At 73.2% G+C, this 23230-nt stretch carries 16 protein-coding genes; 11 read left to right on the forward strand and 5 right to left on the reverse strand.

Annotated elements, in window-relative coordinates; genetic code table 11:
- Window positions 1–4: 4 nt before the first annotated feature.
- From IEJ02_RS07820 to IEJ02_RS07850, 7 genes are all read left to right on the forward strand, one after another.
- Window positions 5–352: a hypothetical protein gene (locus tag IEJ02_RS07820; protein ID WP_037947567.1), complete on the forward strand. Its 348-nt coding sequence runs from the start codon at window positions 5–7 to the stop codon at window positions 350–352.
- Window positions 349–777 (forward strand): GPW/gp25 family protein, encoded by a 429-nt coding sequence (locus IEJ02_RS07825; protein ID WP_223863567.1) that lies wholly within the window; start codon window positions 349–351, stop codon window positions 775–777. Before IEJ02_RS07820 ends, IEJ02_RS07825 begins: the two co-directional genes overlap by 4 nt.
- Window positions 774–3959, forward strand: coding sequence for a putative baseplate assembly protein (locus IEJ02_RS07830; RefSeq protein WP_191064062.1), 3186 nt, complete (start codon window positions 774–776; stop codon window positions 3957–3959). The genes IEJ02_RS07825 and IEJ02_RS07830 overlap by 4 nt, the downstream gene beginning before the upstream one ends.
- Entirely contained in the window at window positions 3956–7867 is a 3912-nt protein-coding gene (locus IEJ02_RS07835) for a putative baseplate assembly protein (RefSeq protein ID WP_191064063.1), read from the forward strand. Before IEJ02_RS07830 ends, IEJ02_RS07835 begins: the two co-directional genes overlap by 4 nt.
- The gene (locus IEJ02_RS07840) at window positions 7864–10065 is read left to right on the forward strand and encodes a hypothetical protein (protein WP_191064064.1); all 2202 of its coding nucleotides are present in this window, start codon (window positions 7864–7866) and stop codon (window positions 10063–10065) included. Before IEJ02_RS07835 ends, IEJ02_RS07840 begins: the two co-directional genes overlap by 4 nt.
- A gap of 99 nt (window positions 10066–10164) precedes the next feature.
- Window positions 10165–11700 carry a DUF6519 domain-containing protein gene (locus tag IEJ02_RS07845; protein ID WP_191064065.1) on the forward strand — a complete coding sequence of 512 codons (1536 nt, stop codon included), beginning with the start codon at window positions 10165–10167 and terminating at the stop codon, window positions 11698–11700.
- A gap of 79 nt (window positions 11701–11779) precedes the next feature.
- Window positions 11780–12667 carry a peptidoglycan-binding protein gene (locus IEJ02_RS07850; protein WP_191064066.1) on the forward strand — a complete coding sequence of 296 codons (888 nt, stop codon included), beginning with the start codon at window positions 11780–11782 and terminating at the stop codon, window positions 12665–12667.
- 221 nt (window positions 12668–12888) lie between these two features.
- On the opposite strand, the gene IEJ02_RS07855 is transcribed toward IEJ02_RS07850, so the two are convergent.
- Window positions 12889–13518 (reverse strand): TetR/AcrR family transcriptional regulator, encoded by a 630-nt coding sequence (locus IEJ02_RS07855; protein WP_275558796.1) that lies wholly within the window; start codon window positions 13516–13518, stop codon window positions 12889–12891.
- 264 nt (window positions 13519–13782) lie between these two features.
- On the opposite strand from IEJ02_RS07855, the gene IEJ02_RS07860 reads away from it, so the two are divergent.
- The 3 genes from IEJ02_RS07860 (at window position 13783) to IEJ02_RS07870 (ending at window position 18142) form a co-directional block, all read left to right on the forward strand.
- Entirely contained in the window at window positions 13783–15096 is a 1314-nt protein-coding gene (locus IEJ02_RS07860; protein WP_191064068.1) for a UDP-glucose dehydrogenase family protein, read from the forward strand.
- Window positions 15097–15182: 86 nt separating this feature from the next.
- Window positions 15183–16409 (forward strand): glycosyltransferase, encoded by a 1227-nt coding sequence (locus IEJ02_RS07865; protein ID WP_191064069.1) that lies wholly within the window; start codon window positions 15183–15185, stop codon window positions 16407–16409.
- A 116-nt stretch (window positions 16410–16525) separates the two neighbouring features.
- Window positions 16526–18142, forward strand: a complete 1617-nt coding sequence (locus IEJ02_RS07870) for an MDR family MFS transporter (protein ID WP_191064070.1) — start codon at window positions 16526–16528, stop codon at window positions 18140–18142.
- A 78-nt stretch (window positions 18143–18220) separates the two neighbouring features.
- On the opposite strand, the gene IEJ02_RS07875 is transcribed toward IEJ02_RS07870, so the two are convergent.
- Complete coding sequence (locus tag IEJ02_RS07875; protein ID WP_191064071.1) at window positions 18221–18937, reverse strand: SDR family oxidoreductase; 717 nt, start codon at window positions 18935–18937, stop codon at window positions 18221–18223.
- 81 nt (window positions 18938–19018) lie between these two features.
- On the opposite strand from IEJ02_RS07875, the gene IEJ02_RS07880 reads away from it, so the two are divergent.
- The gene (locus IEJ02_RS07880; protein WP_191064072.1) at window positions 19019–19831 is read left to right on the forward strand and encodes a helix-turn-helix transcriptional regulator; all 813 of its coding nucleotides are present in this window, start codon (window positions 19019–19021) and stop codon (window positions 19829–19831) included.
- Window positions 19832–19910: 79 nt separating this feature from the next.
- On the opposite strand, the gene IEJ02_RS07885 is transcribed toward IEJ02_RS07880, so the two are convergent.
- The 3 genes from IEJ02_RS07885 to IEJ02_RS07895 form a co-directional block, all read right to left on the reverse strand.
- The gene (locus tag IEJ02_RS07885) at window positions 19911–21425 is read right to left on the reverse strand and encodes an LCP family protein (protein ID WP_191064073.1); all 1515 of its coding nucleotides are present in this window, start codon (window positions 21423–21425) and stop codon (window positions 19911–19913) included.
- Between the two features lie 132 nt (window positions 21426–21557).
- A complete protein-coding gene (locus IEJ02_RS07890) occupies window positions 21558–22205 on the reverse strand; it encodes an NADPH-dependent F420 reductase (protein WP_191064074.1) in 648 nt (215 codons plus the stop codon).
- A gap of 31 nt (window positions 22206–22236) precedes the next feature.
- Window positions 22237–23064 (reverse strand): inositol monophosphatase family protein, encoded by an 828-nt coding sequence (locus IEJ02_RS07895; RefSeq protein WP_191064075.1) that lies wholly within the window; start codon window positions 23062–23064, stop codon window positions 22237–22239.
- Between the last annotated feature and the right edge of the window lie 166 nt (window positions 23065–23230).

Consider the following 23230-nt stretch of genomic DNA (forward strand, 5'->3'; position numbering starts at 1 on the left):
CGACGTGTCCGGGAATTCCGGGAACCTCGTCAGCCATACCGCCGTGATCAGTTGCCCGCACGGCGGACGCGTACAGGCGGCCTCCGGCGCGTCGTCGTCCGGTGTGCGGCTCGACGGGCAGCCCGTGCCGACCGCCGACGACGTCTTCACGGTCGTCGGCTGCCCGCACACCGTCGACCGTGTCCCGCTGCCGTGCACCACCGTCCGGTGGACTCCGGACCGCGACACGGTGCTGATCGACGGCGTGCCCGTCCTGCTCGACACCTCCTCGGCACAGTGCTTCAGCGCGGGGCTCGTGCCGCAGGGGCCACCCGTCGTCTCCGCCGCGCGGCAAGGAGTCATGTGCGGATGAGGACACCGACAGGCAGGACACCGACAGGCAGGACACGGACCGGCAGGACACACACCGTACGGACCGATATCGCCTTCCCGTTCCGGATCGACCGGCGCGGGCGCACCGCGCACGCGGACCACGACGACCACATACGCGATCTCATCGAGCAGTTGCTCTTCACCAGCCCCGGCGAACGCGTCATGCGGCCCGACTTCGGCTGCGGGCTGCTCGACCTCGTCTTCACGCCCAACAGCCCCGAGCTGGCCTCCGCCGTCGAGCTGTCCGTCCAGGCGTCGCTGCAGCGCTGGCTCGGCGAGCTGATCGAGGTGGAGTCCCTGGACGTGGTCAGCGAGGAGAACGTCGTACGCGTCCATCTGCGGTACGTGGTGCGCGCCACCGGCGGCCTGCGCGATGAGGTGTTCGAGGGGAGGGGTTCCGCATGAGCCACCCCACCGCGTCACGGCGCGATCGCATCAGGGCCGCCCACCTCAACGGGGTCGACGCCGTCGAGGTCGGCGACGACGGCATCACCCTCACCGTCACCTTCCTCGGCAAGGCCCCGCACGGCCTGTGCCCGGAGAACGTACGCGTCGACGGCGGCCGCCGGATCACCGGCATCGAGGTCATGGAGATCTCCGTCGAGCGCGAGGAGGACCCCGAGCTCGACGACAAGCTGTACGTCACCGTGGACCGGGCCGGGGATACGTCGCCGTACAGGCTCTCCGTCGTCGAAACCGACCCCTACGGGCGCCCCGGCACCGAGCCCTTCCGCGGGTTCGACCAGCGCTACTACTCCGCCGAGTTCCGCTTTCGGCCCGACTGCCCCACCCCCTTCGACTGCAGGGACGAGACCCCAGACCTCCCGGCCACCTTCCACCCCGCCCCCGTCATCGACTACACCGCCCGCGACTACGACACCCTCCGCCAACTCGTCCTGGACCGGCTCCGCCTCACCACCCCCGACTGGATCGAGCGCAACGCCGCCGACCTCGGCACCACCCTGGTCGAGCTGCTCGCCCACACCGCCGACCAGATCAGCTACCAGCAGGACGCGGTGGCCACCGAGGCGTATCTCGACACCGCCCGCCGCCGGGTGTCCGTACGCCGCCACGTGCGGCTCATCGACTATCCGATGCACGACGGCTGCAACGCCCGCGCCTTCGTCACCGTCGAGACGGTCGAGCCGCTGACCCTGAACCCGGGGGAGTACCGCTTCGCCGCCGTGGACATCCGTACGCTCGGCCCGCTGGACCGGCCGGACGTCGGGGCCGTGCTGGACGACCGGGAGCTGGCCGTGCTCGATGAGCGCGGATCGGTGGAGGTGTTCGAGCCCGTCGTCACCGATCGCCCCCTCCACCTGCGGCCGGAACACCACCGCATCCGGCTGTGGACCTGGGGCGGCGAGGTGTGCTCGCTGCCCGTGGGCGCCACCTCCGCGACGCTGCGCGACGCGTGGGTCGACGAGGAGTGCCGGGCCCGCACGATCGATCTGCGCCCCGGCGATCTGCTGCTCTTCGAGGAGGTGCGGGGGCCGCGCTCCGGGACGCCCGGCGACGCCGACCCGTCGCACCGGCAGGCGGTGCGCCTCACCTCCGTCACCCCCGCCGTCGACCGGCTCGCCGAGCAGCCGGTGCTGGAGGTCACCTGGGCGCGGGAGGACGCGCTGGCGTTCCCGCTGTGCCTGGCCACCCGGGGCGGTCCGGACTGCGCGCCCATCGAGGACGTCAGCGTGGCGCGCGGCAATGTGGTGCTGGTCGACCACGGCCGCTCGCTGACCTTCTGCTGCGGCACACCGGAGACCCTCACCGTGCCGCCCGTCCCCGCCGTCGCCGGCACCTGTGACCCACCCGCCTTCGGCTGCTTCGACAAGGAGGCGGGGAACGCGCCCGCGCGGCTCATCGACTCCCTGCTGGACCGGGCCCGCCACGGGCGGCAGCTGACCCCCGGCGACGTACGGGAGCTGTTCACCACCGTCGGCCCGGAGGCCACCGGCCGGGCCGGGATCGGCCTGGAGTCGGCCGGGCAGCGGCGCGAGAAGGTCGTGCCCGGCACCGCGTACGCGCAGGCCGAGGCGTTGCGGACGCTTCTCGCTCAAGTCCTCTACCCCGGGATCGTGCCGCGCTTCCGGCCCGTACTGCACCAGGCGCCCGTCACCCAGGCCGTGCCCTTCCCCGATCCGCGCCATATCGCGGCCGGGCAGGCCGAGCACCTGGCCGCCATCCCGGGGCGGGTGCGGCAGCGGCTGACGGAGCTGTGGCGCAGCGCCCGCGACCGCGACGGGCTCTCGGACGAGGAGATCGCCGAGCTGACCGTCCTGTTCGGGCTGCGTGTCCTGGAGCGCCTCGAACTCGCCCGCCACCCCGTCCGCGCGCTGCGCGAGCTGCTGCACCGCTGCGACCGGCTGCTCGACGCCAAGCTGGGGCGCCTGGCCGCACTGACCGCCAGGGCCCGGGCGGGCACCGTCCTGGACGGGCGCATCGCCTGGGAGGTCGCCCACAGCTGGGGCCGGGCGTACGCGGCCGGGCTGCGGCCCGAGGATCCGGTGCTGCACGGTCCGGCCGCCGCGCTCGTCCAGGACCCACGGGCCGCGCTCCCCGCCGTGACGATCGAGGACGGCGACGAGACCTGGACACCGCGCCGCGATCTGCTCACCTCCCGCCCCCGGGACCGCCACTTCGTCGGCGAGCTGGAGGACGACGGCCGTATCGCGCTGCGCTTCGGCGACGGCCGGTACGGCGCCGTGCCGAAGCCCGGGGCGCGCCTCGCGGTCCACTACCGGACCGGCGGCGGCACGGCGGGCAACGTCGGCCCCGAGGCCATCAACCACCTGGTGCTGTGCCGGGATCCGGAAGCGGCGGACACCGGACAGCCCCTGCCGGTGGCCGGGGTGCGCAATCCGCTGCCCGCCGTGGGTGGCACCGAGCCCGAGCCGGTCGAGCGGGTCCGCCAGCTCGCCCCGCTCGACCTGAAGCGCACCCGGCACCGGGCCATCACCGCCGAGGACTACGCGGCGCTCGCCTCCGAACTGCCCGGGGTGCGGCGCGCGGCGGCGGAGATCCGCTGGACCGGCAGTGTGCGGGAGGCGCACATCGCCATCGACGCGTACGGGACCGGGGCACCGCCCCCCGCCCTCCTCGACGCGGTCGCGCACGCCCTGGAGGGCTACCGCCGGATCGGACACGACCTGGTGGTCGGCCCGGCCCGCGCCGTGCCGCTGGACATCGCGATCGAGGTGTGCGCCGCGCCCGGCCACCAGCACGGGCAGATCCTCGCCGAGCTGTACCGGGCGCTGGGCAGCCGCCGGTCCTCCGGCGGGGGGCTCGGCTTCTTCCACCCCGACGCGCTGACCTTCGGCGAACCGGTGCGGCTCAGCCGTCTGGTGGCCGTCGCCGCGGCGGTGCCGGGGGTGCGACGCGTCGAGGTCACCCGGCTGCGACGGCTGTGGCACGAGGGGCTGGAGGGGCCGAAGGAGCCCGATGACGGCACCTCGTACGAGACGACACACGGCGAGGCGCTGGAGGAGGGCATCCTGCGCATCGGCCCCCTGGAGATCGCCCAATGCGACAACGACCCCGACCGGCCCGAATGCGGCCGCCTGGTCATCGAGCTGAAGGGGGCCCGATGAGCGACCACCCCGACCACATCAACTCCGGCGGTTGTGGCTGCGGTTGCGGCGGCCACGACGAGCGCCGCGCGGCCCCCGGCACCCCGCACAACCCGCCCGGCCGCACCGCCCTGGACTACCGCGTCGGCGACTACGGCTCGTTCCTGGCCGCCATGCTCGACCGGCTCGCCTCGCCCGCCTACCCCGCGCTGCGCGGCCTGACCGTACGCACCCCGGACGACCCGGCCATCGGGCTGCTGGACGCCTGGGCGGTCCTGAGCGACCTGCTGACCTTCCACTCCGAGCGGATCGCCGACGAGGGCTATCTGCGCACCGCCCACGACCCCCGCTCGCTCGCCCTCCTGGGGCGGCTGGTGGGGCATGTGCCACGGCCGGGAGTGGCCGCCGACACCCACCTCGCGTACACCCTGGACCGGGATCCGCGCGCCGAGGACGTGGTGGTGACGATTCCGCGCGGGGCCATCAGCCACAGCGTCCCGGCGGCCTCCGACGAGGAGTCGCAGACCTTCGAGACCAGCGAGGAGCTGACGGCCCGCTGGGCGTGGAACGACCTGGCGGTGCGCCGCCGCCGACCCGCCCTGATCGGCTCCGACGACCTGCGGCGCCGCTCGGAGTTGCTGGTGTCCGGGACCTCGCTCGGGCTGACCGTGGGCGACAAGCTGTTCTTCGTCTTCGGCGGAACGGCCGAGTCCGGGGGCGGTGGCCAGAAGCTGCTGCTGCCGGTGGCGCGCGTGGCCGTCGACCGCGACGAGGACGTGACGGCGATCGGGCTGCCGCAGTCCGCCCCGCCGTCGCTCAAGGAGCTGGTGGACGAGGTACGACGGTGGATCACCGACCCGGAGGCGGACGAGGACCCGGACGACCGGGGGGACGCCGAGCCCACGCCGGACCACCCCGATCCGCGCCCCGTCAGCCGCCTGATCGAGGAGTTCGACGCGCAGGTCCTGGCGCCGCTGCGGGGCGACCTGGACGGGATCACCACGCCCGGGCAGCTCGCCCGGCGGCTCGCCGAACCGCATGACCGGCTGGCGGAGGCGCAGGTGCTGGCCGCTCCGTACGAGGAGGTCGCCGCCTGGTTCGAGCGGCTGGAGGCGGTGATCGGCGAACTGCGCGAGCGGGCGGGGGAGTTGGACGCCACCGGGCCCGGCGAGGTGCGGCTGCGGTCCCAGCTCGCCGAGGACCGGCCCGCGGCCGACAGCGCCACCGGAAGCCGAAGTCCCGACACAGGGGCCCACGGCACCGCCGCCGTGACGGCGCTCGGCGCCGTCCTGCCCGCCCTGCGCACCCGCGTCGTACGGCCCCCGTCCGGTGCCCGCGCCACGGCGGGGCACGATCCACGGCGGCTCTTCGGGCCGGGCTCGGACCTGGCCGCCGGGCTGCTGCCCGCCCTCGACCCGAGGGTGGCGAGCGGGATGTACGCGGCGTGGCGGCGCGCCGCCCCGGCCGCCACCGCCCCGCCGGGGACCCTCCCGCTCCTGCGCGAGCTGCTGGCGATGCGGGTGACGGCCGCGCCCTTCGGGGCGATGGCGCCGCTCAAGCCGGTGCAGGACGACCGGGGCCGGGTCATCCGGCAGACCGACTGGCCGCTGACCGGCGGTGAGCTGACCGCCGTACGGATCGTGTACGACACGGCGGGCAAGGTGCCGGTGAAGGCGGAGTTCCAGCATATCGAGACCGGGACGTCATGGCAGCGCAGCGAGAACCTGCCGCAGACCGCCGAGTTCGAGCTCGGGCCGGGGCGGGTGCAGCTGTCCACCCGCGTCGGCCAGGACCACGACCTGGGCTGGCTCCGGGGCCGTCCCACCGACTCGCAGGAGCCCGGTGTCACCGCCACCCTGCTGCCCGGGCTGCCCGCGCTCACCCTGTTCGTGTCCCGGCCCGCCGAGGACGGGCGGGTGCATGTGGTCGTGGAGAACGGAGAGACCAAGCAGTGGATGCTCAGCCGTGGCGAACCCCCGAAACAGATCAGCTACGGCGCCTATGAACTGACGCTGCGGTTCACCCCCGGCAGCGAGCCCCCGGCCGTCGAGATCGGCGTCGCCACCGTGCCCGAGCCCGCCAACCGCCATGTGCTGCCGCTGGATTCGGTGCAGAACTCCATCACGGTCGGCAGCTGGGTGGCCATCGAGCGCCCCCGCAAGGGGTCCGGCGAGCCGGATGGCATCCCGGGCGACAAGAAGCTCGCCTTCGTCACCACCCGCGTCGTCGCCGTGCGCACCGCCGCGTACACCAACTACGGCATCACCGGCCGGGGCACCCAGCTGACCCTCGCCGACCCGTGGCTCGACGAACACGATGTGCTGCTCTCCGCGATCCGCGACACCACCGTGCACGCGGGCGGTGAGCCGCTGCGCCCGGCGGACGAGCCGCTGGGCGAGGATGTGCACGGCAACGAGATCGAGCTCGCCGAGCTGTACGACGGGCTGCGGCCGGGCCGCCGGATCGTCGTCTCCGGTGAGCGCGCCGACATCCCGGGGCCGGCCGGTCCGGGCGGCCCGACCGGGGTCCGGGGCACGGAGCTGGCGGTGATCGCCGCCGTGGACCAGCGCGTCGACCCCGATCTGCCCGGTGACCACGTGCACACCACCCTCACCCTCACCGCCGATCTGGCCTACCGCTACCGCCGCGAGACGGTCCGGATCCAGGGCAACGTCGTGCCCGCCACGCACGGCGAGAGCCGTGACGAGCCCATCGGCAGCGGCGACCCCGCCCTGGCCCATCAGACGTTCACCCTGTGGCAGTCGCCACTGACCTGGCTCCCCGCCGACAACCCCCTGGGCGCCACCCCGGCCCTCGAGGTCCGCGTCGACGGGCTGCTGTGGCACCGGGTGGACAGCCTCGCCGGACGCGGACCGCGCGAGCGTGTCTACGTCACCGGGACCACCGGCGACGGGCGGACCACGGTGACCTTCGGCGACGGGGTGCACGGCGCCCGGCTGCCCGGCGGCCACGAGAACGTACGGGCCCGCTACCGCTTCGGCACCGGCGAGGCCGCCAACGTGCCCGCGGACCGCATCACCCAGGCCCTGACCCGGCCCCTCGGCGTCACCGCCGTCACCAATCCGCAGCCCGCGACCGGCGGCGCGGACGGCGACGGCCCGGGCCTGACCCGCCGCACCATCCCGCTCGCGGTCTCCGCGCTCGACCGGCTGGTCTCCCTCCAGGACTACGAGGACTTCGCCCGGTCCCGCGCGGGCATCGGCCGGGCCGCCGCCCGCGAACTCTTCGACGGGCGGCGCAGGGTGCTCCATGTGACCGTGGCCGGGGTGGACGACGCGCCGATCGGCGAGGACGCGGAGGTGCTGCGCGCCCTGCGCGCCTCGCTGGCCACCTACGGGGACACCCGGCTGCCGGTCCGGGTGGATGTGCGCGAGCTGGTGCTGCTGGTGCTGGTGGCACGGGTGAAGGTGGCGCCGGACCACTCCTGGGAGCTGGTCGAACCCCGGCTGCGCCAGGCCCTGCTGCGCGAACTCGGCTATCCGGGACGCGAGTTGGGCCAGCCCGCCGTGCTCTCCGAGGTGCTGGCCACCGCCCAGTCGGTGCCCGGAGTGGACTATGCGGACGTGGACGCCTTCACCGGCGTCCCGGCCTCCAGCACCCCACGGGAACTGGCCGACCTGGCCGCCCGGCTGACCGAGCCCAGCCCCGTGGTCCCCGCCCGGCCCGCCGAGTACGCCGAGGACACCTACCGGGTCACCGCCACGGACGGCGAGACGCTCACCGACGTCGCCGGACGCCACGGCATCCCGCTCGCCGAACTGCTGCGCCTCAACCCCGACATCACCGACACCCGCCGCCTCGCCAAGGGCCGCTCGGTGTCCGTCTTCCGCGGCATCCGCCCGGCGCGGCTCGCGATGTTCTCACCCGATGTCCCGGACACGCTGATCCTTACGGAGGTCACCTCATGAGCAGGGAGCCGGACGGGCTCGCCGAGCTGCTTCCGCAGTGGCATCGCCTCAGGGACGCCGAGGCGGGTGAGCCCCTGCGCGCCCTGCTCGCCGTGATCGCCGAGCAGGTCGATCGGGTACGCGACGGGGTGGAGCGCGGTTACGACGACTGGTTCGTGGAGACCGCCACCGCATGGGTGCTGCCGTACCTGGGCGATCTGGTGGGCTACCGTCCGCTGCCCGGCTACGAGCGGGTGCTGGCCACCGGACTGCGCGACGGCGGACCGCCGGACGCGTCCCTGGCGCGGCTGGCCGAGGCGCTCGCGCCGCGCCGGGACGTGGCCGCCACCGTGGCCTACCGACGGCGCAAGGGCACGCTCGCGCTGCTGGAGGAGGTCTCCGCGTCGGTGGCCGGATGGCCCGCCCGCGCCGTCGAACTCTCCCGGCTCACCGCGCACCAGCAGCCGGTCAAGCTCTACGGCGGGACGGGCGGCGCGGCGGCGGACCTCCGCAGGCTCTCCCGGGGCCGGCTCGCCGATCTGCGGGACGGGGCGGCGCTGGACCTGGCGGGCGGGCCGTTCGGCACGGTGGCGCGCTCGGCGGACGTCCGGCGCGCGGCCTCCCGCCGCCGACAGGGCGGCCACACCCCGGCCGGGGTCGGGCTGTTCGTGTGGCGGCTGAAGCCGTACCACGTGACCAGGGCGCCCGCGTACTGCATCGACCGGGCCCGCAACCTCTACACCTTCTCGATCCTCGGCAATGACATCCCGCTGGTGACCCGCCCCGAACCCGAGCCGTCCAGCACGTGCCCCCTGCCTTCGGCGGGGGGACCCCCGGCGTCCATCGACAACGTGCCCGCGTACATCCGCCGCCGTCAGCTCGCCGACCGCCTCCTCGACTCCTACGGTCCGGGCAAGAGCTTCACCGTCTGGCGGGACGGCCACGACGAGCCCGTACCGCCGTCGGACATCGTGGTGGCCGATCTGACGGACTGGCGCTACCGCGCGGGGCGCGGCCAGGTGGTCATCGACCCCGAGCTCGGCCGGATCGCCTTCGGCTCGCGCACCGCGCCGCGCCACGGCGTGTGGGTCACCTACCACTACGCCTACCCCGACGACATGGGCGGCGGGGAGTACGACCGGGACGACCGCGAGACCTCCCCGGCCGCGGAGGTCTACCGGGTCGGACCGGGGTGCGCGTACCAGCGGATCATGGACGCGTACCGGCAGTGGCAGCACGACCGGCGGGGCGGGCGATGCGGCCCTGAGGGCATCATCGAGATCACCCACAGCGGTGCCTACCAGGAGCAGCTGGACTTCGACCTGGACCCGGGCGACCGGCTCGAACTGCGCGCCGCCGAGGGCACCCGGCCGGTGATCCGGCTGCTGGACTGGTACAGCAACCGCCCCGACGCGCTCAACATCCGGGCGCGGGAGGAGCACGGGAACACCGGTGGCGAGGCGCCGCGCATCGTGCTGGACGGGCTGCTGATCGCGGGGCGCGGCCTCAACGTCACCGGGCCGGTCGGCGCCGTGGTGCTGCGCCACTGCACCCTCGTCCCCGGCTGGTCCCTGGAGCCGGAGTGCGAGCCGCGCTCGCCCGACGAGCCCAGCCTGGTCCTGGAGCGCACCACCGCGTGCGTCCAGATCGAGCGCAGCGTCCTCGGCACCATCGAGGTGATCGGCGAGGAGGTGCACACCGATCCGCTCGCCCTCCACATCCGCGACTCCATCCTGGACGCCACCGGACACGACCGCCCGGCGCTGTCCGCCCCGGACTGCCGCCACGCCCACGCCGTACTGCACGCCCACCGCACCACCGTCATCGGCGAAGTGCACACCCACGCCGTGCGGATCGGCGAGAACAGCATCTTCACCGGGCGGATGCACGTGGCCCGGCGCGGTGTCGGATGTCTGCGGTTCAGCTATGTGCCGCCGGGATCGCGCACCCCGCGCCGCCACCGCTGCCAGCCGGATCTGGTGGGCGCCGAGGAGGCGTGGCGGGTGCGGCCGCTGTTCAGCGGCGAGCGCTACGGCACCCCGGTGTACGGGCAGTTGGCGGCCGGATGCGCGGAGGAGATCCGCCGGGGCGCCGAGGACGGCGCCGAGATGGGCGCCTTCCACGACCTGTACCAGCCGCAGCGCGAGGACAGCCTGCGGGCGCGGCTCGCGGAGTACGCGCCGGCGGGCACGGACGCGGGAGTCATCGCCGTGACGTGAGCCGATCTGACACCGACACCGACACCGCTGCCCCAGCCCGCCCGCCCGTCCGAGCCGCGCCCGCCAGACTTCCGAACCTTTTCGAGGGGGACCCCTTCCATGCACGCCGATCTCTCCCGTCTCACCTTCCGGCCCGACCGGCGCTACTCCGCCGTCGTCGCCCAGCAGGGCCGGGTACAGCTCGACGCCGACGCCAACGAGCAGACCGCGATCCAGCTCCACCAGGCCCGGACGCTCGCCGCCGACCTGATCGGGCGGCACGGCGGCCCGTCCGCGGACGCCGGATTCCGCATCCGGTTCAAGGGCGGCAGCCGCGATCTGGACGACCTGATCATCGAGGGCGGCCGCTACTACGTGGACGGCATCCTGTGCGACGCGACCCGGCCGCTGCCCGGTGTGGCCGTCGACGACGAGGCGGCGGACGGGACTGAAGGCCAGGAGGGCGAGGCCGAGGCGCCCGAGCCCGACGAGCCGCCCGCCACCTGGACCTACTGGGACCAGCCGGACGCCTACCGGGACCCGGAGCGGCCGGGCGACCGGCTGCCGGAGCAGCGTCCGTTCCTGGTCGCCCTGAAGGTGTGGGAGCGGTCGGTGACCGCCGCCGAGGACCCGGCGCTGCGCGAGGTGGCCCTCGGCTCGGCGATGCCGGACACCGCGGCGCGGGTCAAGGTGGTCTGGCAGGTGCTGCCGGTGGAGGGCGCGGCGCTGGAGCTGGAGAACCCGGGAGGGGCGAACAAGGAGCAGGTCGGCAAGGCGTTCGAGGCGTGGGCACGGAAGGCCACGGCCCCCGGATCCCGGCTGGCGGCACGCGCCGAGCGGCCGGAACACGCGGACCAGGACCCCTGCCTGGTCCGGCCGGACGCCCGCTACCGGGGGCCGGAGAACCAGCTGTACCGGGTGGAGATCCACGAGGGCGGCACGGCGAAGGAGGCCACCTTCAAATGGTCCCGGGAGAACGGCTCGGTGGTCTTCCCGGTCGACGAACTCGACGGCACCTGGGTGGAGTTGGCCTCGCTGGGCAGCGACGACAAGCTGGACCTCAATGTCGGGGACCTGGTGGAGTTCGTGGACACCGCCTACACCAGCCGGGGCGAGCCGCTGCCGCTGCTGCGGGTGGAGGAGGCCGACCTGCCGGGGCGGCGGGTGCGGCTGTCCGGTGAGCCCGAGCCGGGCGTCGGACGCCGCCCGGAGCTGCGGCCGTTCCTGCGCCGCTGGGACCACCGGGAGACCACCCGGCGTCCCCGCAAGGGCGCGGCGGCGCGGCTGAAGCGCGGTGCGCTCAGGGTCGAGGAGGGCCGCTGGCTGCCCCTGGAGGACGGCGTCGAGGTGTACTTCGCCCCCGACGGCGCCTACCGCTCCGGGGACCACTGGCTGATCCCGGCCCGCACCGCCACGGGCGGCGTGGAGTGGCCGGTGAACGCGGCCCGCAAACCGCTCCTCCAGGCACCGGCCGGGATCCAGGCGCACTACGCGCCCCTGGCGTGGGTGACGGCCGAGCAGGCGGAGCTGGATCTGCGGATGGTGTTCGGGCCGCTGGCCACGCCCGCCCCGGCCGCGGACGCCTCGGCGCTCGCGGCGGAGGCCGAGGCGGAGGCCGAGACCAGGGCCAGGGAGGACACCGAACCGGAAGCGTAGGCCCGGTGCGGAGCCGATTGAGTTCCGTGCCCGCGGCATCCGTACATCACCATGCCTCATCCCTAAGGAGCACATCACCATGGCCACGCCGCTCACCGCCGACCGTCTGCTCAAGGCGCTTCGCGACGAGGGACTGGAAGTCCATGAGTACCGCGACTGGCGGACTCACAACCGCAACTCCAAGGGCCCCTGGGGGCCAGTCAACGGGGTGATGATCCATCACACCGTCACCAAGGGCACGGACTCCTCGGTGGAGCTGTGCTACGAGGGGCACGCATCACTGCCGGGGCCGCTGTGCCACGGGGTCATCGACAAGTCCGGCGCGGTCCACCTGGTCGGCAACGGCCGCGCCAACCACGCGGGCCTGGGCGACGGCGATGTGCTCAGAGCCGTCGTCGACGAATCCGCGCTGCCCCACGACAACGAGGCCGACACCGACGGCAACCGCCACTTCTACGGCTTCGAGTGCATCAATCTCGGCGACGGCGAGGACCCGTGGCCGGAGGCGCAGAAGCTGGCGATCGAGAAGGTGTCCGCGGCCATCTGCCGCGCCCACGGCTGGACCCAGCGCTCGGTGATCGGCCATCTGGAGTGGCAGCCGGGCAAGGTCGACCCGCGTGGCTTCACGATGGACAGCATGCGCAGCCGCGTCGCCAAGCGGCTCGGCGCCAAGCCGGACGGCCCGGCCCCCAAGCCACCGGCGCCCAAGCCACCGGCGTCCTACGAGCCGTTCCCGGGCGCCGACTTCTTCCGGACAGGCCGCGAAAGCAAGATCATCACGGCGATGGGCAAGCGGCTGGTGGCCGAGGGCTGCGGACGCTACGAGGAGGGCCCGGGCCCGGAGTGGACCGAGGCGGACCGCAAGTCCTACGCGGCCTGGCAGCGCAAGCTGGGCTACTCCGGCGATGACGCGGACGGCGTCCCCGGCAAGACCAGCTGGGACAAGCTGCGCGTGCCGAACGTCTAGCCGCCACACCGGTTTCCCCCAAGGGGCGTCCGACGGATCTTGCCGCCTGGGGCGGGCTGCTCCCCTACCCGCCCCTTCCCGCTACCAAGGGCTTCGCCCCTGGACCCCGGGGGCTGGGGCGGAGCCCCAGTTTCGGGGAGGGGCGGGTAGGGGAAAGAACCGCCGGACACCCCGCAGGCCGCCATGGCGGCTTCCCCGCCCCGGGGCGGAGCGAGGACAGGTCAGCCGTCCTCGCGCCTGCTCCCGGGGCAGCCCGCGTCCAGCAGCGGATCGATACCCGCCCGGAGGAACCGCAGCAGGGTGTCGTCCGGCGTGTCGGCCAGCGCGGGTGAACGGATGGCCAGGCGCAGCAGGGTGATGCCCATCAGCCACGCCGCCAGCAACTCGGCCCGCAGCTCGGCGTCCTCGCCCTCCAGACGCCGCGCGAACCCCTCCGAGAACACCTCGGTGACCTCCTCGCGCAGCCGCCCGACGGTCTCCTCCCGGCTGGAGGAGCGCAGCTTGGTCAGCAGCGGATGCGGGGCCTCTTCCTCGGTGGGCCCCGTGGAGACCACATCGCAGATCCACGCCGACACCTCGTCCAGCGGCAGATGGCGCAGCGGCTCGAACATGCCGGTGCTGGTCGACACCGCGTCGAACAGCGCCTCCTTTGAGCCGAAATAGCGGTAGACCAGGGCGGCGTCCACCCCCGCGTCCTTGGCGATGTCGCGCACGCTGCAGCCGTCGTAGCCGTATCTGGCGAACCGCAGCGCGGCGGCCCCCAGGAGGGCGCTGCGCGTGCCCGCCGCGTCGTATCTGCGGGCGCGGCGGGGGTGGTCGTCGCACCCTGGTGAGTCGCTTTCCCGGTTCACCTGTCGTACCTCCGCCTGGACCGTGCCGTACATGCTGCCGGTTCAGCCTCGCATGTCCAGAAGTCATCCACTGTTGTCATCGCTTGTTGACCAAGCTGTGGGTCGGCGCGTTATGTTTTGTCAACGCGTGGTGACTTTGGTCGCCGCCTCGCGCGGTCCCGGCCGGACGACGGTGTCCGGCCTGCTCGTACCCCGACCGGGCGGCCCCGCGCCGTCCCTCGCCACGCACCCGCATCTGACCCCCAGCAGAAGTGGTGATCCCCTGTGCAGATACGACGCGTCGCGGTGGTGGGCACCGGCTATGTCGGATTGACCACCGGCGCCTGTCTGGCCACCCTCGGCCATCGAGTGGTGTGCGCGGACACCGACCATCAGAAGGTCGAACGGCTCCGGCGCGGACAGGTCGACATCCTCGAGCCCCGGCTGCCGGAACTCGTCCGGGAGGGACTGGACTCCGGGCGGCTCGCGTTCGTCCGCGACACCCGGGCCGCGGTCGCCGACGCCGACGTGGTGTTCCTGTGCCTGCCGACCCCGATGGGCGTCGGCGGCGCCGCCGACCTGGCCGCCGTCGAGGCCGTGGCGGACCAGATCCGCGACGCGCTGCCGCGCGGCAGTGTGGTGGTCAACAAGTCCACCGTGCCCGTGGGTACCGCCGAGCGCGTCGCCGCGCTGCTGGACCGCCCCGACGTGGCCGTGGTGAGCAACCCGGAGTTCCTCCGCGAGGGTTACGCGGTGCGCGACTTCCTCCACCCCGACCGCATCGTGGTCGGCGCCGCGGACCGGGACGCGGCGCGGAAGGTGGCGGACCTCTACACCGGGCTGGACGCCCCGCTGGTGCTCACCGACGCCGCGGGCGCCGAACTCGCCAAGTACGCGGCCAACTTCTTCCTGGCCATGAAGCTCTCCTTCGCCAACAACCTCGCCACGCTGTGCGAGCACTTCGGCGCCGACGTGGACGATGTGCTCACCGGCATCGGCCACGACCCCCGCATCGGCTCGGCCTTCCTCAAGCCGGGCCCCGGCTGGGGCGGCTCCTGCCTGCCCAAGGACACCCACGCCCTGCTGACCGTCTGCCAGGAGTCGGGCGTGGACTTCCCGCTGCTGGGCGCCACCATCGAGACCAACGTCGAGCACCAGCGGCGGCTCGTCGAGCGCGTGGTGGCCGGATGCACCCCGGGCGACGGCTCGCTGCGCGGCGTACGGCTGGCCGTCCTGGGCCTGGCCTTCAAGGCGGGCACCTCCGATCTGCGCGACTCACCGGCCCTGGCCATCGCCCGGCTGCTCAAGGAGCGGGGCGCCGAACTCCACGCCTACGACCCCGCGCTCAGCGAGACCCGCCCCGACCTCAGCGATCTGCTCACCCTCGCGGACACCCCCGAGGAGGCCCTCCGGGGAGCGCGCGCATGTCTCGTGCTCACCGAGTGGCCGGAGTTCCGCGACCTGGACTGGGAGCGCGTCGCCGGGCTGCTCGGGGCCCCGATGGTCTACGACTTCCGCAACCTCCTGGACCCCGACCGGCTGCGCCGCGCCGGACTCACCTGCGAGGGCATCGGCCGCGCGCCCGCGATGGCGCGCTGACCGCCCCGCCCCTCTCTCGCCGTACCTCTCGCCGTATTTCTCCCGTACGAGACCCTTCTCACAGAAAGGCCCTTGCGTTGCGGGTTATGTTCACCACGCTCGCCAGCCCCTCCCACGGCCGGGCGCAGCTTCCCCTGGCCCGGTCCCTCGCGGCGGCCGGCCATGAGGTGCTGGTGGTCACCACCCCGGCCCTCGTCCCCGTCTTCGAACGGGAGGAGGTGCGGGTGACGAGCGCCATCCGCGACTTCAGCCCGTCCTCCCTCATCGGCCCCGTCCTGGCCGAGGAGTCCGGACCGGCCGGCCTGCCGGACATGGACGACGAGCAGCGGCAGGAGTTCATGCTGCGCGTCATGTGCAAGGTCGTGTCCGGCCCGATGGCCACGATGCTCCTGGACGCCGTGCTCCCCGAGGCACGCGACTTCCGTCCCGACCTCATCCTGCGCGACGGCATGGACCTCAGCGCCTGCGTCGTCGCCGAAACGCTCGGCATACCCCAGCTGCCCACCCCCTCCGGGGCCGTCAACGGCTTCGACCCGGCCGCATTGCTGCCCGGCCTCAACGCGCTGCGGAAGCGGCAGGGACTGGCCACTCCCGAGGACCCGCTGTCGATCGTGCCGCACGGGCGCATCGACTACGTACCACCGGCCTTCTCCTTCGCCCACCACCTGTCGGCCTCCTGGGCCTACCGGCAGACGGTGGACGTGGACCGCGGCGCCGTGCTGCCGCGCTGGGTGGCCGAACTGCCCACCGACCGGCCCCTGATGTTCGCCGCCATCGGCACCGCGATCCCCATGTTCCACGACGGCTCACGCGAGGCGGACGTCTCCGCGCCGACGCCCATGCCGATCCCGATGCCGGACCCGGTGGACACGTTGCGCGCCATGGTCCAGGGGGTGTCGCGGCTGGAGGAGTGCACCGTCATCCTCGCCACCGGGGGCATTCCCGTGGACACCGACGGGGTGCCACCGCATGTGCACATCACCGATCGGCTGCCTCAGCCGTTGCTGCTGGAATCCGTGGACCTCTTCCTCACCCACGGCGGCTTCAACAGCATCCGCGAGTCGCTGCGCACGGCGACACCGATGGCGGTGCTGCCCCAGTTCGGCGACCAGCCCGGCAACGCACAGCGGGTCGAGGAGCTCGGCCTCGGCCGGCGCGTCACCGACCCCACACCGGACGGCATCGCCGCCGTCTGCCGTGAGGTGCTGGCCGACGACGGCTGCCGCGCCGTGGCCCGCCGGGCGCGGCTGGAGATGCTGGCGCTGCCGGAGATCGACAGCGCCGTCCCCGACCTGGAGAAGCTCGCCGGATAACACCCCGCTCCGGAGCCCGGGCCCCCGGCGCCCGGGCTCCGGGCCCCGCCCCTCCCCGCGGGTTTCCGGCCCCCGCTACGTCCCCCACGCGCGGCAGAGAAGGTTCGCAGGTACGTATGTCGTCCTCATCCACCACCACCGAGCCCACCGAGCCCCAGACCCCCGCCCGGCTGACCCACCGCCAGGTCGTCACCGTGCTGTCCGGGCTGGTGCTCGGCATGTTCCTCGCCGCGCTGGACCAGACCGTGGTCTCCTCGGCGCTGCGCACCATCGCCGACGATCTGCACGGACTCACCGCCCAGGCGTGGGTGACCACCGCCTATCTCGTCACCGGCACCATCGTCACCCCGCTGTACGGAAAGCTCTCCGACATCTACGGCCGCCGCCCGGTCTATCTGTCCGCGATCGTGCTGTTCACCTTCGGGTCGCTGCTGTGCGGATTCGCCACGTCCATCCACCAGCTCGCGGCCTTCCGGGCGGTGCAGGGCCTCGGCGGCGGCGGGCTGATGTCCCTCGCCATGACGATCATCGCCGACATCACCTCGCCACGGGAGCGCGGCCGCTACCAGGGCTACATCACGGCGGTGTTCGCCGGGTCCAGTGTCATCGGCCCGCTGGTGGGCGGGGTGTTCGCCGGACGCGCCACTCTGCTGGGCATCGACGGATGGCGCTGGATCTTCCTGGTCAACGTGCCGCTGGCGGCCCTCGCCATCGTGGTGATCCTCCGCGTGCTGCACATACCCCACCAGCCCGTACGGCACCGGCTGGACTACGGCGGGGCGCTGACGCTGGCGGTCGGCATCGTGCCGCTGCTCGTCGTGGCCGAACAGGGGCGGAGCTGGGGCTGGGCCTCGCCCCGGGCGCTGGTGATGTACGCGGTGGGAGCGGTCGGGCTGGTCGCCTTCGTCCTGCTGGAGCGGCGGATGGCGGATGCCGCGCTGCTGCCGGTCAGGCTGTTCCGCATCCGCGCGTTCCGGCTCGGCACCGTGCTGCACTTCACCGTGGGCATCGCCATGTTCGGCGCCATGACGACCCTCCCGCTCTATCTCCAGCTGGCCAAGGGCATGAGCCCGATGGGGGCGGGCCTGGCCACGCTGCCCACCATGGCGGCGAACGTCACGGCGACCCTGGTGGTGGGCCGGCTGATGTCACGGACGGGCCGGTTCAAAATCCATCTGGCGGCGGGCGTCGGCTCCCTCACGGTCGCCATGCTGGTGTTCGCCACGCTGAGGGACGACAGCCCGCTGTGGTACGTGGCCATCGGCATGGTGTTCATGGGGGCGGGCCTCGGCGCGGCGATGCAGACCATCACCACGCTCGCCCAGTCCGAGGTGCCCGGGCGGGACATGGGGGCGGCCACCGCCTCGGTCAACTTCTTCCGCTCCAACGGCGGCACGGTGGGCGCCGCCGCCTTCCTGTCCATCCTCTTCTCCCTGGCCGGTACGCGGATCAGCGACCGCCTGGCGGTGGCCTCCCAGGACGCGTCGTACCGCAGGCTGGCCGAGGAACCGGCGAACGCGGAGGCGCTGAAGGGCGTCGTACAACCCGACGGCGGGGTGAACCTGGAGGACTCGGCCTTCCTCCACCACCTCGATCCGGCCGTGGCGCAGCCGTTCCTCGAGGGCTATGTCAGCGCCCTGCGCGTGGTCTTCCTCACCGGGGCCGCGGTGGGCCTGATCGCCTTCGTGATCGCCGCCTGGCGGGTGCCGAACACCCAGCTCTCCGCCGACTGACGCGGTCGGCGGGAGCGGGCGGGAGACACCGGTGCGGTGGCGCGGGCGCCACCGCACGGCACGTGTGACGCCGGGGGTCTACCAGGGCGCCGGAGTGCCATCCCAGGAGAAGAACCCGCCGGTGGGCCCGGTGTCCGGGAGCAGGGCCAGCCGGACCGCGCCCGCCGCGCCCTCGGCCGGATCCCCGTCGCTCCCGGCGGCGAGGGCGTTCAGATCCGTCCTGCGCAGCCCGGGAGCCAGTGCGTTGACCTTGAAGCCTTCGGAGGCCAGGGCCTGTGCGGTGTAGAGGGTCAGCGCGTTCAGCGCCGTCTTGGAGGAGCGATAGGCCGCGCCCGACCCGGCGGACACGGCGAACTGGTGGTCCGGGTCCGCGCTCCAGGTCAACGAGCCGGTGCCGCTGGACACATTGACGATCCGGGGCGCGTCCGAGCGGCGCAGGGCCGGGAGGAAGGCGTTGGTGACGGCGAGGACACCGAAGACGTTGGTCTCATAGGTCCGGCGGAAGTCCTCGAGACCGGCCTCGGGCGCCGTGGAGCCGTCCACCATGATGCCCGCGTTGTTGACCAGGATGTCCAGCCGTTCCAGCTGGGCCGCGGCCGTGGCGACGCTGTCCGCGTCGGTCACGTCGAGCACCATCGGCCGGGCGTCGCCGCCGATCTCCCGGGCGGCCCGCCGCCCCCGCTCGGCGTCGCGTGAGCCCACGTACACGGTGAGTCCCTCGGCGGCGAGCTGGCGTGCGATTTCCTTGCCTATGCCCTTGTTGGCACCGGTGACCAGTGCTGTGCGATCGTTCATGGCACCAAGGGTTACCCGGCCACGTTCCCCCTGCCAGGGACAACCTGTCCCAGGCAGCACCCGTCAGCCGAAGGAGGCAGCATGGCGAGGCACGAGCTGGCCCGCTTCCTGCGGGACCGCCGCGAGGGGCTGCGTCCCCAGGACATCGGCCTGCCCGCCGACCCCCACCGCCGTACGCCGGGGCTGCGGCGGGAGGAGGTGGCGGAGCTGGCCCATATGTCGGTCGACTACTACACCCGTCTGGAACAGGCCCGTGGCCCCCGGCCCTCGCCGCGCATCCTGGACGGGCTGGCGGCGGCGCTGCGGCTCGCGCCCGCCGAGCGCAGCCATCTGTTCCGGCTCGCGGGGACGAGCGCGCCCCCGGGCACGCGGGCGGTGCGGCGGGTCCGCCCGCATGTGGCGCAGCTGCTGCGGCGGCTGCCCGACACCGCGGCGATCGTCACCGACGCCGCCTACGACGTGGTCGCCTGGAACCCGCTGGCGCAGACCCTGCTCGGCGACGACCTCGGGCGGCACAGCAACCTCGCCCGCCGCCGTTTCCTCGGCCGGGGCCACGCGTACGAGAGCTCCAGCGCCGAGGAGTTCGGGCACATCGTGGTCGCCCGGCTGCGCCGGGCCGCCGACCGCTACCCCCGCGACGCGGCGCTCACCGCACTCCTGGCCGAGCTGCGCACCGGCAGCGAGGAGTTCCGGCAGATCTGGGAGGAGCGTCCGGTCCACGCCCCCGGACACCGGACCAAGACCGTCGACCACCCCACGGCCGGACCACTGCGGCTGAACTGCGACGTCCTGCTCGTCCCCGAGGACGACCAGGAGGTGGTCCTGATCACGGCCGACCCCGGATCCCCCTCCGCCCGTACAATCCGCGGGCTCGCGGGCGCGGCGGCACCCTGATCGCGCGGCGTTTTTCCCGGATGCCCGGGGAGCGGTGCGCCATGCCCGGACCGGATGTGAGGGCCGCGAGGGGATCCGGTCAGCCGTAGGACAGGTTGGAGCAGGGGTCGTCGTCGGCGGAGCGTGCGTCGTCGGCCACGTGGGAGGACGGGGCGGAGGGCGTGGCGGGCGTGGAGGCGTCGGGGGAGGGCGCGGTGAGGTACGTGCGTCCCAGGGTGAGGCTGATGCCCGGGGTGGTGGCGGGGCGCAGTCCGGCGCCGGGGAAGAGCCGGGCCACCGTCTGGGCCCGGTCCCGCTCACCGGGGCCGTAGCCGACCACGGTGGTGGCGTGGTCCTGGGTGGCGGCGTTGGTGGCGCCGGTCACGGTGAAGCCATGCGTCCTGAGCGTGTCCGCGGCGCGTGCGGCGAGGCCCTGGGTGGTGGTGCCGTTGTAGACGGTGACGCTGATGCCCGCGCCCGACACGGTGGACGTGGGCGTAGGCGTGGCCGGGGCCCGGGGCTCGTCCTTCTTCCCGCCGGCCGCCTTCCCGTCGATGGTGCGGTCGGCCCTGATATCGGCCCACAGCTCATCGGCGTCGGGCTGGACGACGGCGACCCGTTCGCCCTGGTAGCGCCAGGGGATGGTGACGAACTTGGTGTTGTGCAGATCGATGTCCTTCATCGACATGGCGAAGGACATCAGCTTCTTCGCGGAGCCGAGCCCCGGGTCCACGGTCATGGACTTGGTGGCCGCGTCCGCCAGCGGATACAGCGTGGTCGGGTCGATTCCCCGGCTCTTGACCTTCTTGAGCAGGGCGGAGATGAACGCCTGCTGCCGCCGTATGCGCCCGATGTCGGAGCCGTCGCCGATCCCGTGGCGGATGCGCACGTAGTCCAGCGCCTTCTGCCCGGAGACCGTCTGGACCCCCTTGCTGAAGATGCGCTTGCCGCGGGTGGGGCGGCTGGGGCTCAGATCGCGTTCGTAGACGTCCTGGGGCACGCACACCCGCACCCCGCCGACCGCGGAGGTCATCCGGGAGAAACCCTCGAAGTCGATGACGACGGTGTGGTCCATGCGCAGCCCGGTCAGCTTCTCGACGGTGTTCTGGGTGCAGGCCGGGTTGCCCTGGGCGGTCTCGCCCACGGAGAACGCCGAGTTGAACATGGCGTTCCGCCGCGTCCTGGTCCATGAGCCGTCGGGCAGCCGGCACGGCGGGATGTCGACCAGGGTGTCGCGGGGTATCGACACCCCGACCGCGTGCTTGCCATCGGCGTAGACGTGCAGCAGCAAGGCGGTGTCCGAGCGGCCCACGTCCCCGGTGCCGCCGCCCAGCTTGCTGTTGTCGCCGGAGCGGGTGTCCGAGCCGATGACCAGCACATTCCGACCGGCGGCGTTCCCCTCCGGCCGGTTGTCGGAGAGGCCGTCCGCCCCGAAGGTGGTGATGTTCCCGTTCAGCTTGAAGTAGAGCCAGCCCACTCCGCCGCCGAGCAGCACGAGGAACGACGCCACGATCACCAGAGCGATCCGCAGCGGGCGGCGCCCCTTGCGCTGCTGCCCGGCGGCGGTCCGTTCCGCGGTGGCGCTCCCCGTCGTCTCCCCGTCTCTGCCTGTCATGCGCGTCCTTCGTCCGGCGGCTGTTCGGAAGAGAAGACGATCGATGCTGGCCCCAGGTTCTATCGATGCGCAAGGGCACGTTTCACGGCGTGTGGTACGACACGTCCCCGCGGTGCCTAAGGTGCGGGGCGGTCAGCGGGCCAGGGAGACGGCGAACGGCCGGAGTCCATGGCGGCGCAGCACATGGGGAACCAGCAGCACGAGGGCTTCGGTGGCGCGGGCGGTGGTGATGTCGCCGATGTCCTCGATCCACTCGGGCTTCCAGCCGAGGTCGGCGAGGAGGCCCGCGGTGATGGCCTTGGCGTCCGCGTCGTCGCCGGACAGATAGGCGGTGGGCGGGGTGGACAGATCGGCGGGGGCGGTCATGACCGTGAAGAGCATAGTGTTGAGGGTCTTGACCACCCGCGTGGCGGGCAGGGCCCGCTGGAGCCGCTCGGCCAGGCTGCTGCCGGGGTAGCACAGGTCCGAGGGGAGTCCGTCGGGCGCGTGGCGGGTGGCGTTGGAGACGTCGATGAGGATCTTGCCCGCCAGCTCGGTGTGCAGGGCGGAGAGGCGTTCCAGGGTGGTGTCGCCCGGGGTGGCGTTGATGACGATGTCGGTGGTGGCGGCGGTGGTGCGCTGGTCGGCGTGGCGGATCGCCGGGACGGCGCCGGTCGGGTCGGCCGGGGTCTCCTGGGGCGGCTGCCGGTGGCCGAGGGTGATCTGGTGGCCGGTGGCGGCGAGGGTGCGGGCGAGGCCGCTGCCGACGCGTCCGGTGCCGAGGATGCCGATGCTGGTCATGCGGATGAACTCCTTGCCGGGGGGTGGGTGGTCAGGCGATGGGCGACAGGACGGAGACGGCCTCGGCGTGGATGCCGGGGGCGGTGGCCAGGAAGTCGGGGGAGGCCAGGTCCCAGGGATTGCCCCGGGTGTCGGTGACGGTGCCACCGGCCTCGGCGACCAGCAGGGCTCCGGCCACCAGACCCGAGCGCACATCGGAGAACTGCCAGAACGCGTCCATGCGCCCGGCGGCCACTTGGATCAGCTGGAGGGTGGCGGGCACGGAGACCCGGACGACGAGGCCGTGGATCAGCATCCGGGTGACCGACGTGCCGATCCGGTGGAACGTGTGCTCGTCCTCGCCCGGCCGGGCCTGGCCGGTGCCGACCAGGGCCGCGCCCAGGTCCGTCTTGGCCGACACCCGCAGGGGCGCGCCGTTCAGCTGGGCGCCGTGACCGGAAATCGCGGTGTACCAGTCGCCGGTCAGCGGAAGGTGGACGACGGTGAGCACCGGGTGGTTGTCGCGGACGAGAGTGGCGGTCACGGCCCAGTCGGACATGCCGTGCACATGGTTGATGTTGCCCTCGGCCGGGTCGACGATCCACCACTCGCCCGGCGGCAGCGCGCCGCCCTCCAGCTCGTCCTCGGCCCAGCGCGCGCCCGGCCTGGCGGCCATCAGTGGCTGCCTCAGGACGTCCAGCACCGCGTCGTCGTTGGCGTGGATCTCCTTGACGATCTCGTCGAGCTCCACCCCGCGTGCCTGTGGGGTGTGGCGCTCCCGCAGCAGGTCACCGGCGGTGCGGACGGCGGCGGTGACCCGGTTGAGCAACGCGGCGTCGAGGCCGGTGCCGGAGGCGGTGGTGCCGTTGGCAGTGGACATGGGTGCTCCCTCGCATGGTGAAAGAGAAGGGGAGGCTCGGCGCGCGCTTCGCCGTCTGTGCCTCGACCGTAGGCACCCTCGTTCATGACGGCAATTGCACAGATGGCACGGCTCGGTTTACCCACGTGCAACGGGAAAATGGCGGTCCGACGAGCGACGCCCGGGC

Source organism: Streptomyces sp. 5-10, assembly GCF_014712245.1.
In the GTDB taxonomy this organism is placed as follows: Bacteria; Actinomycetota; Actinomycetes; order Streptomycetales; family Streptomycetaceae; genus Streptomyces; species Streptomyces violaceusniger.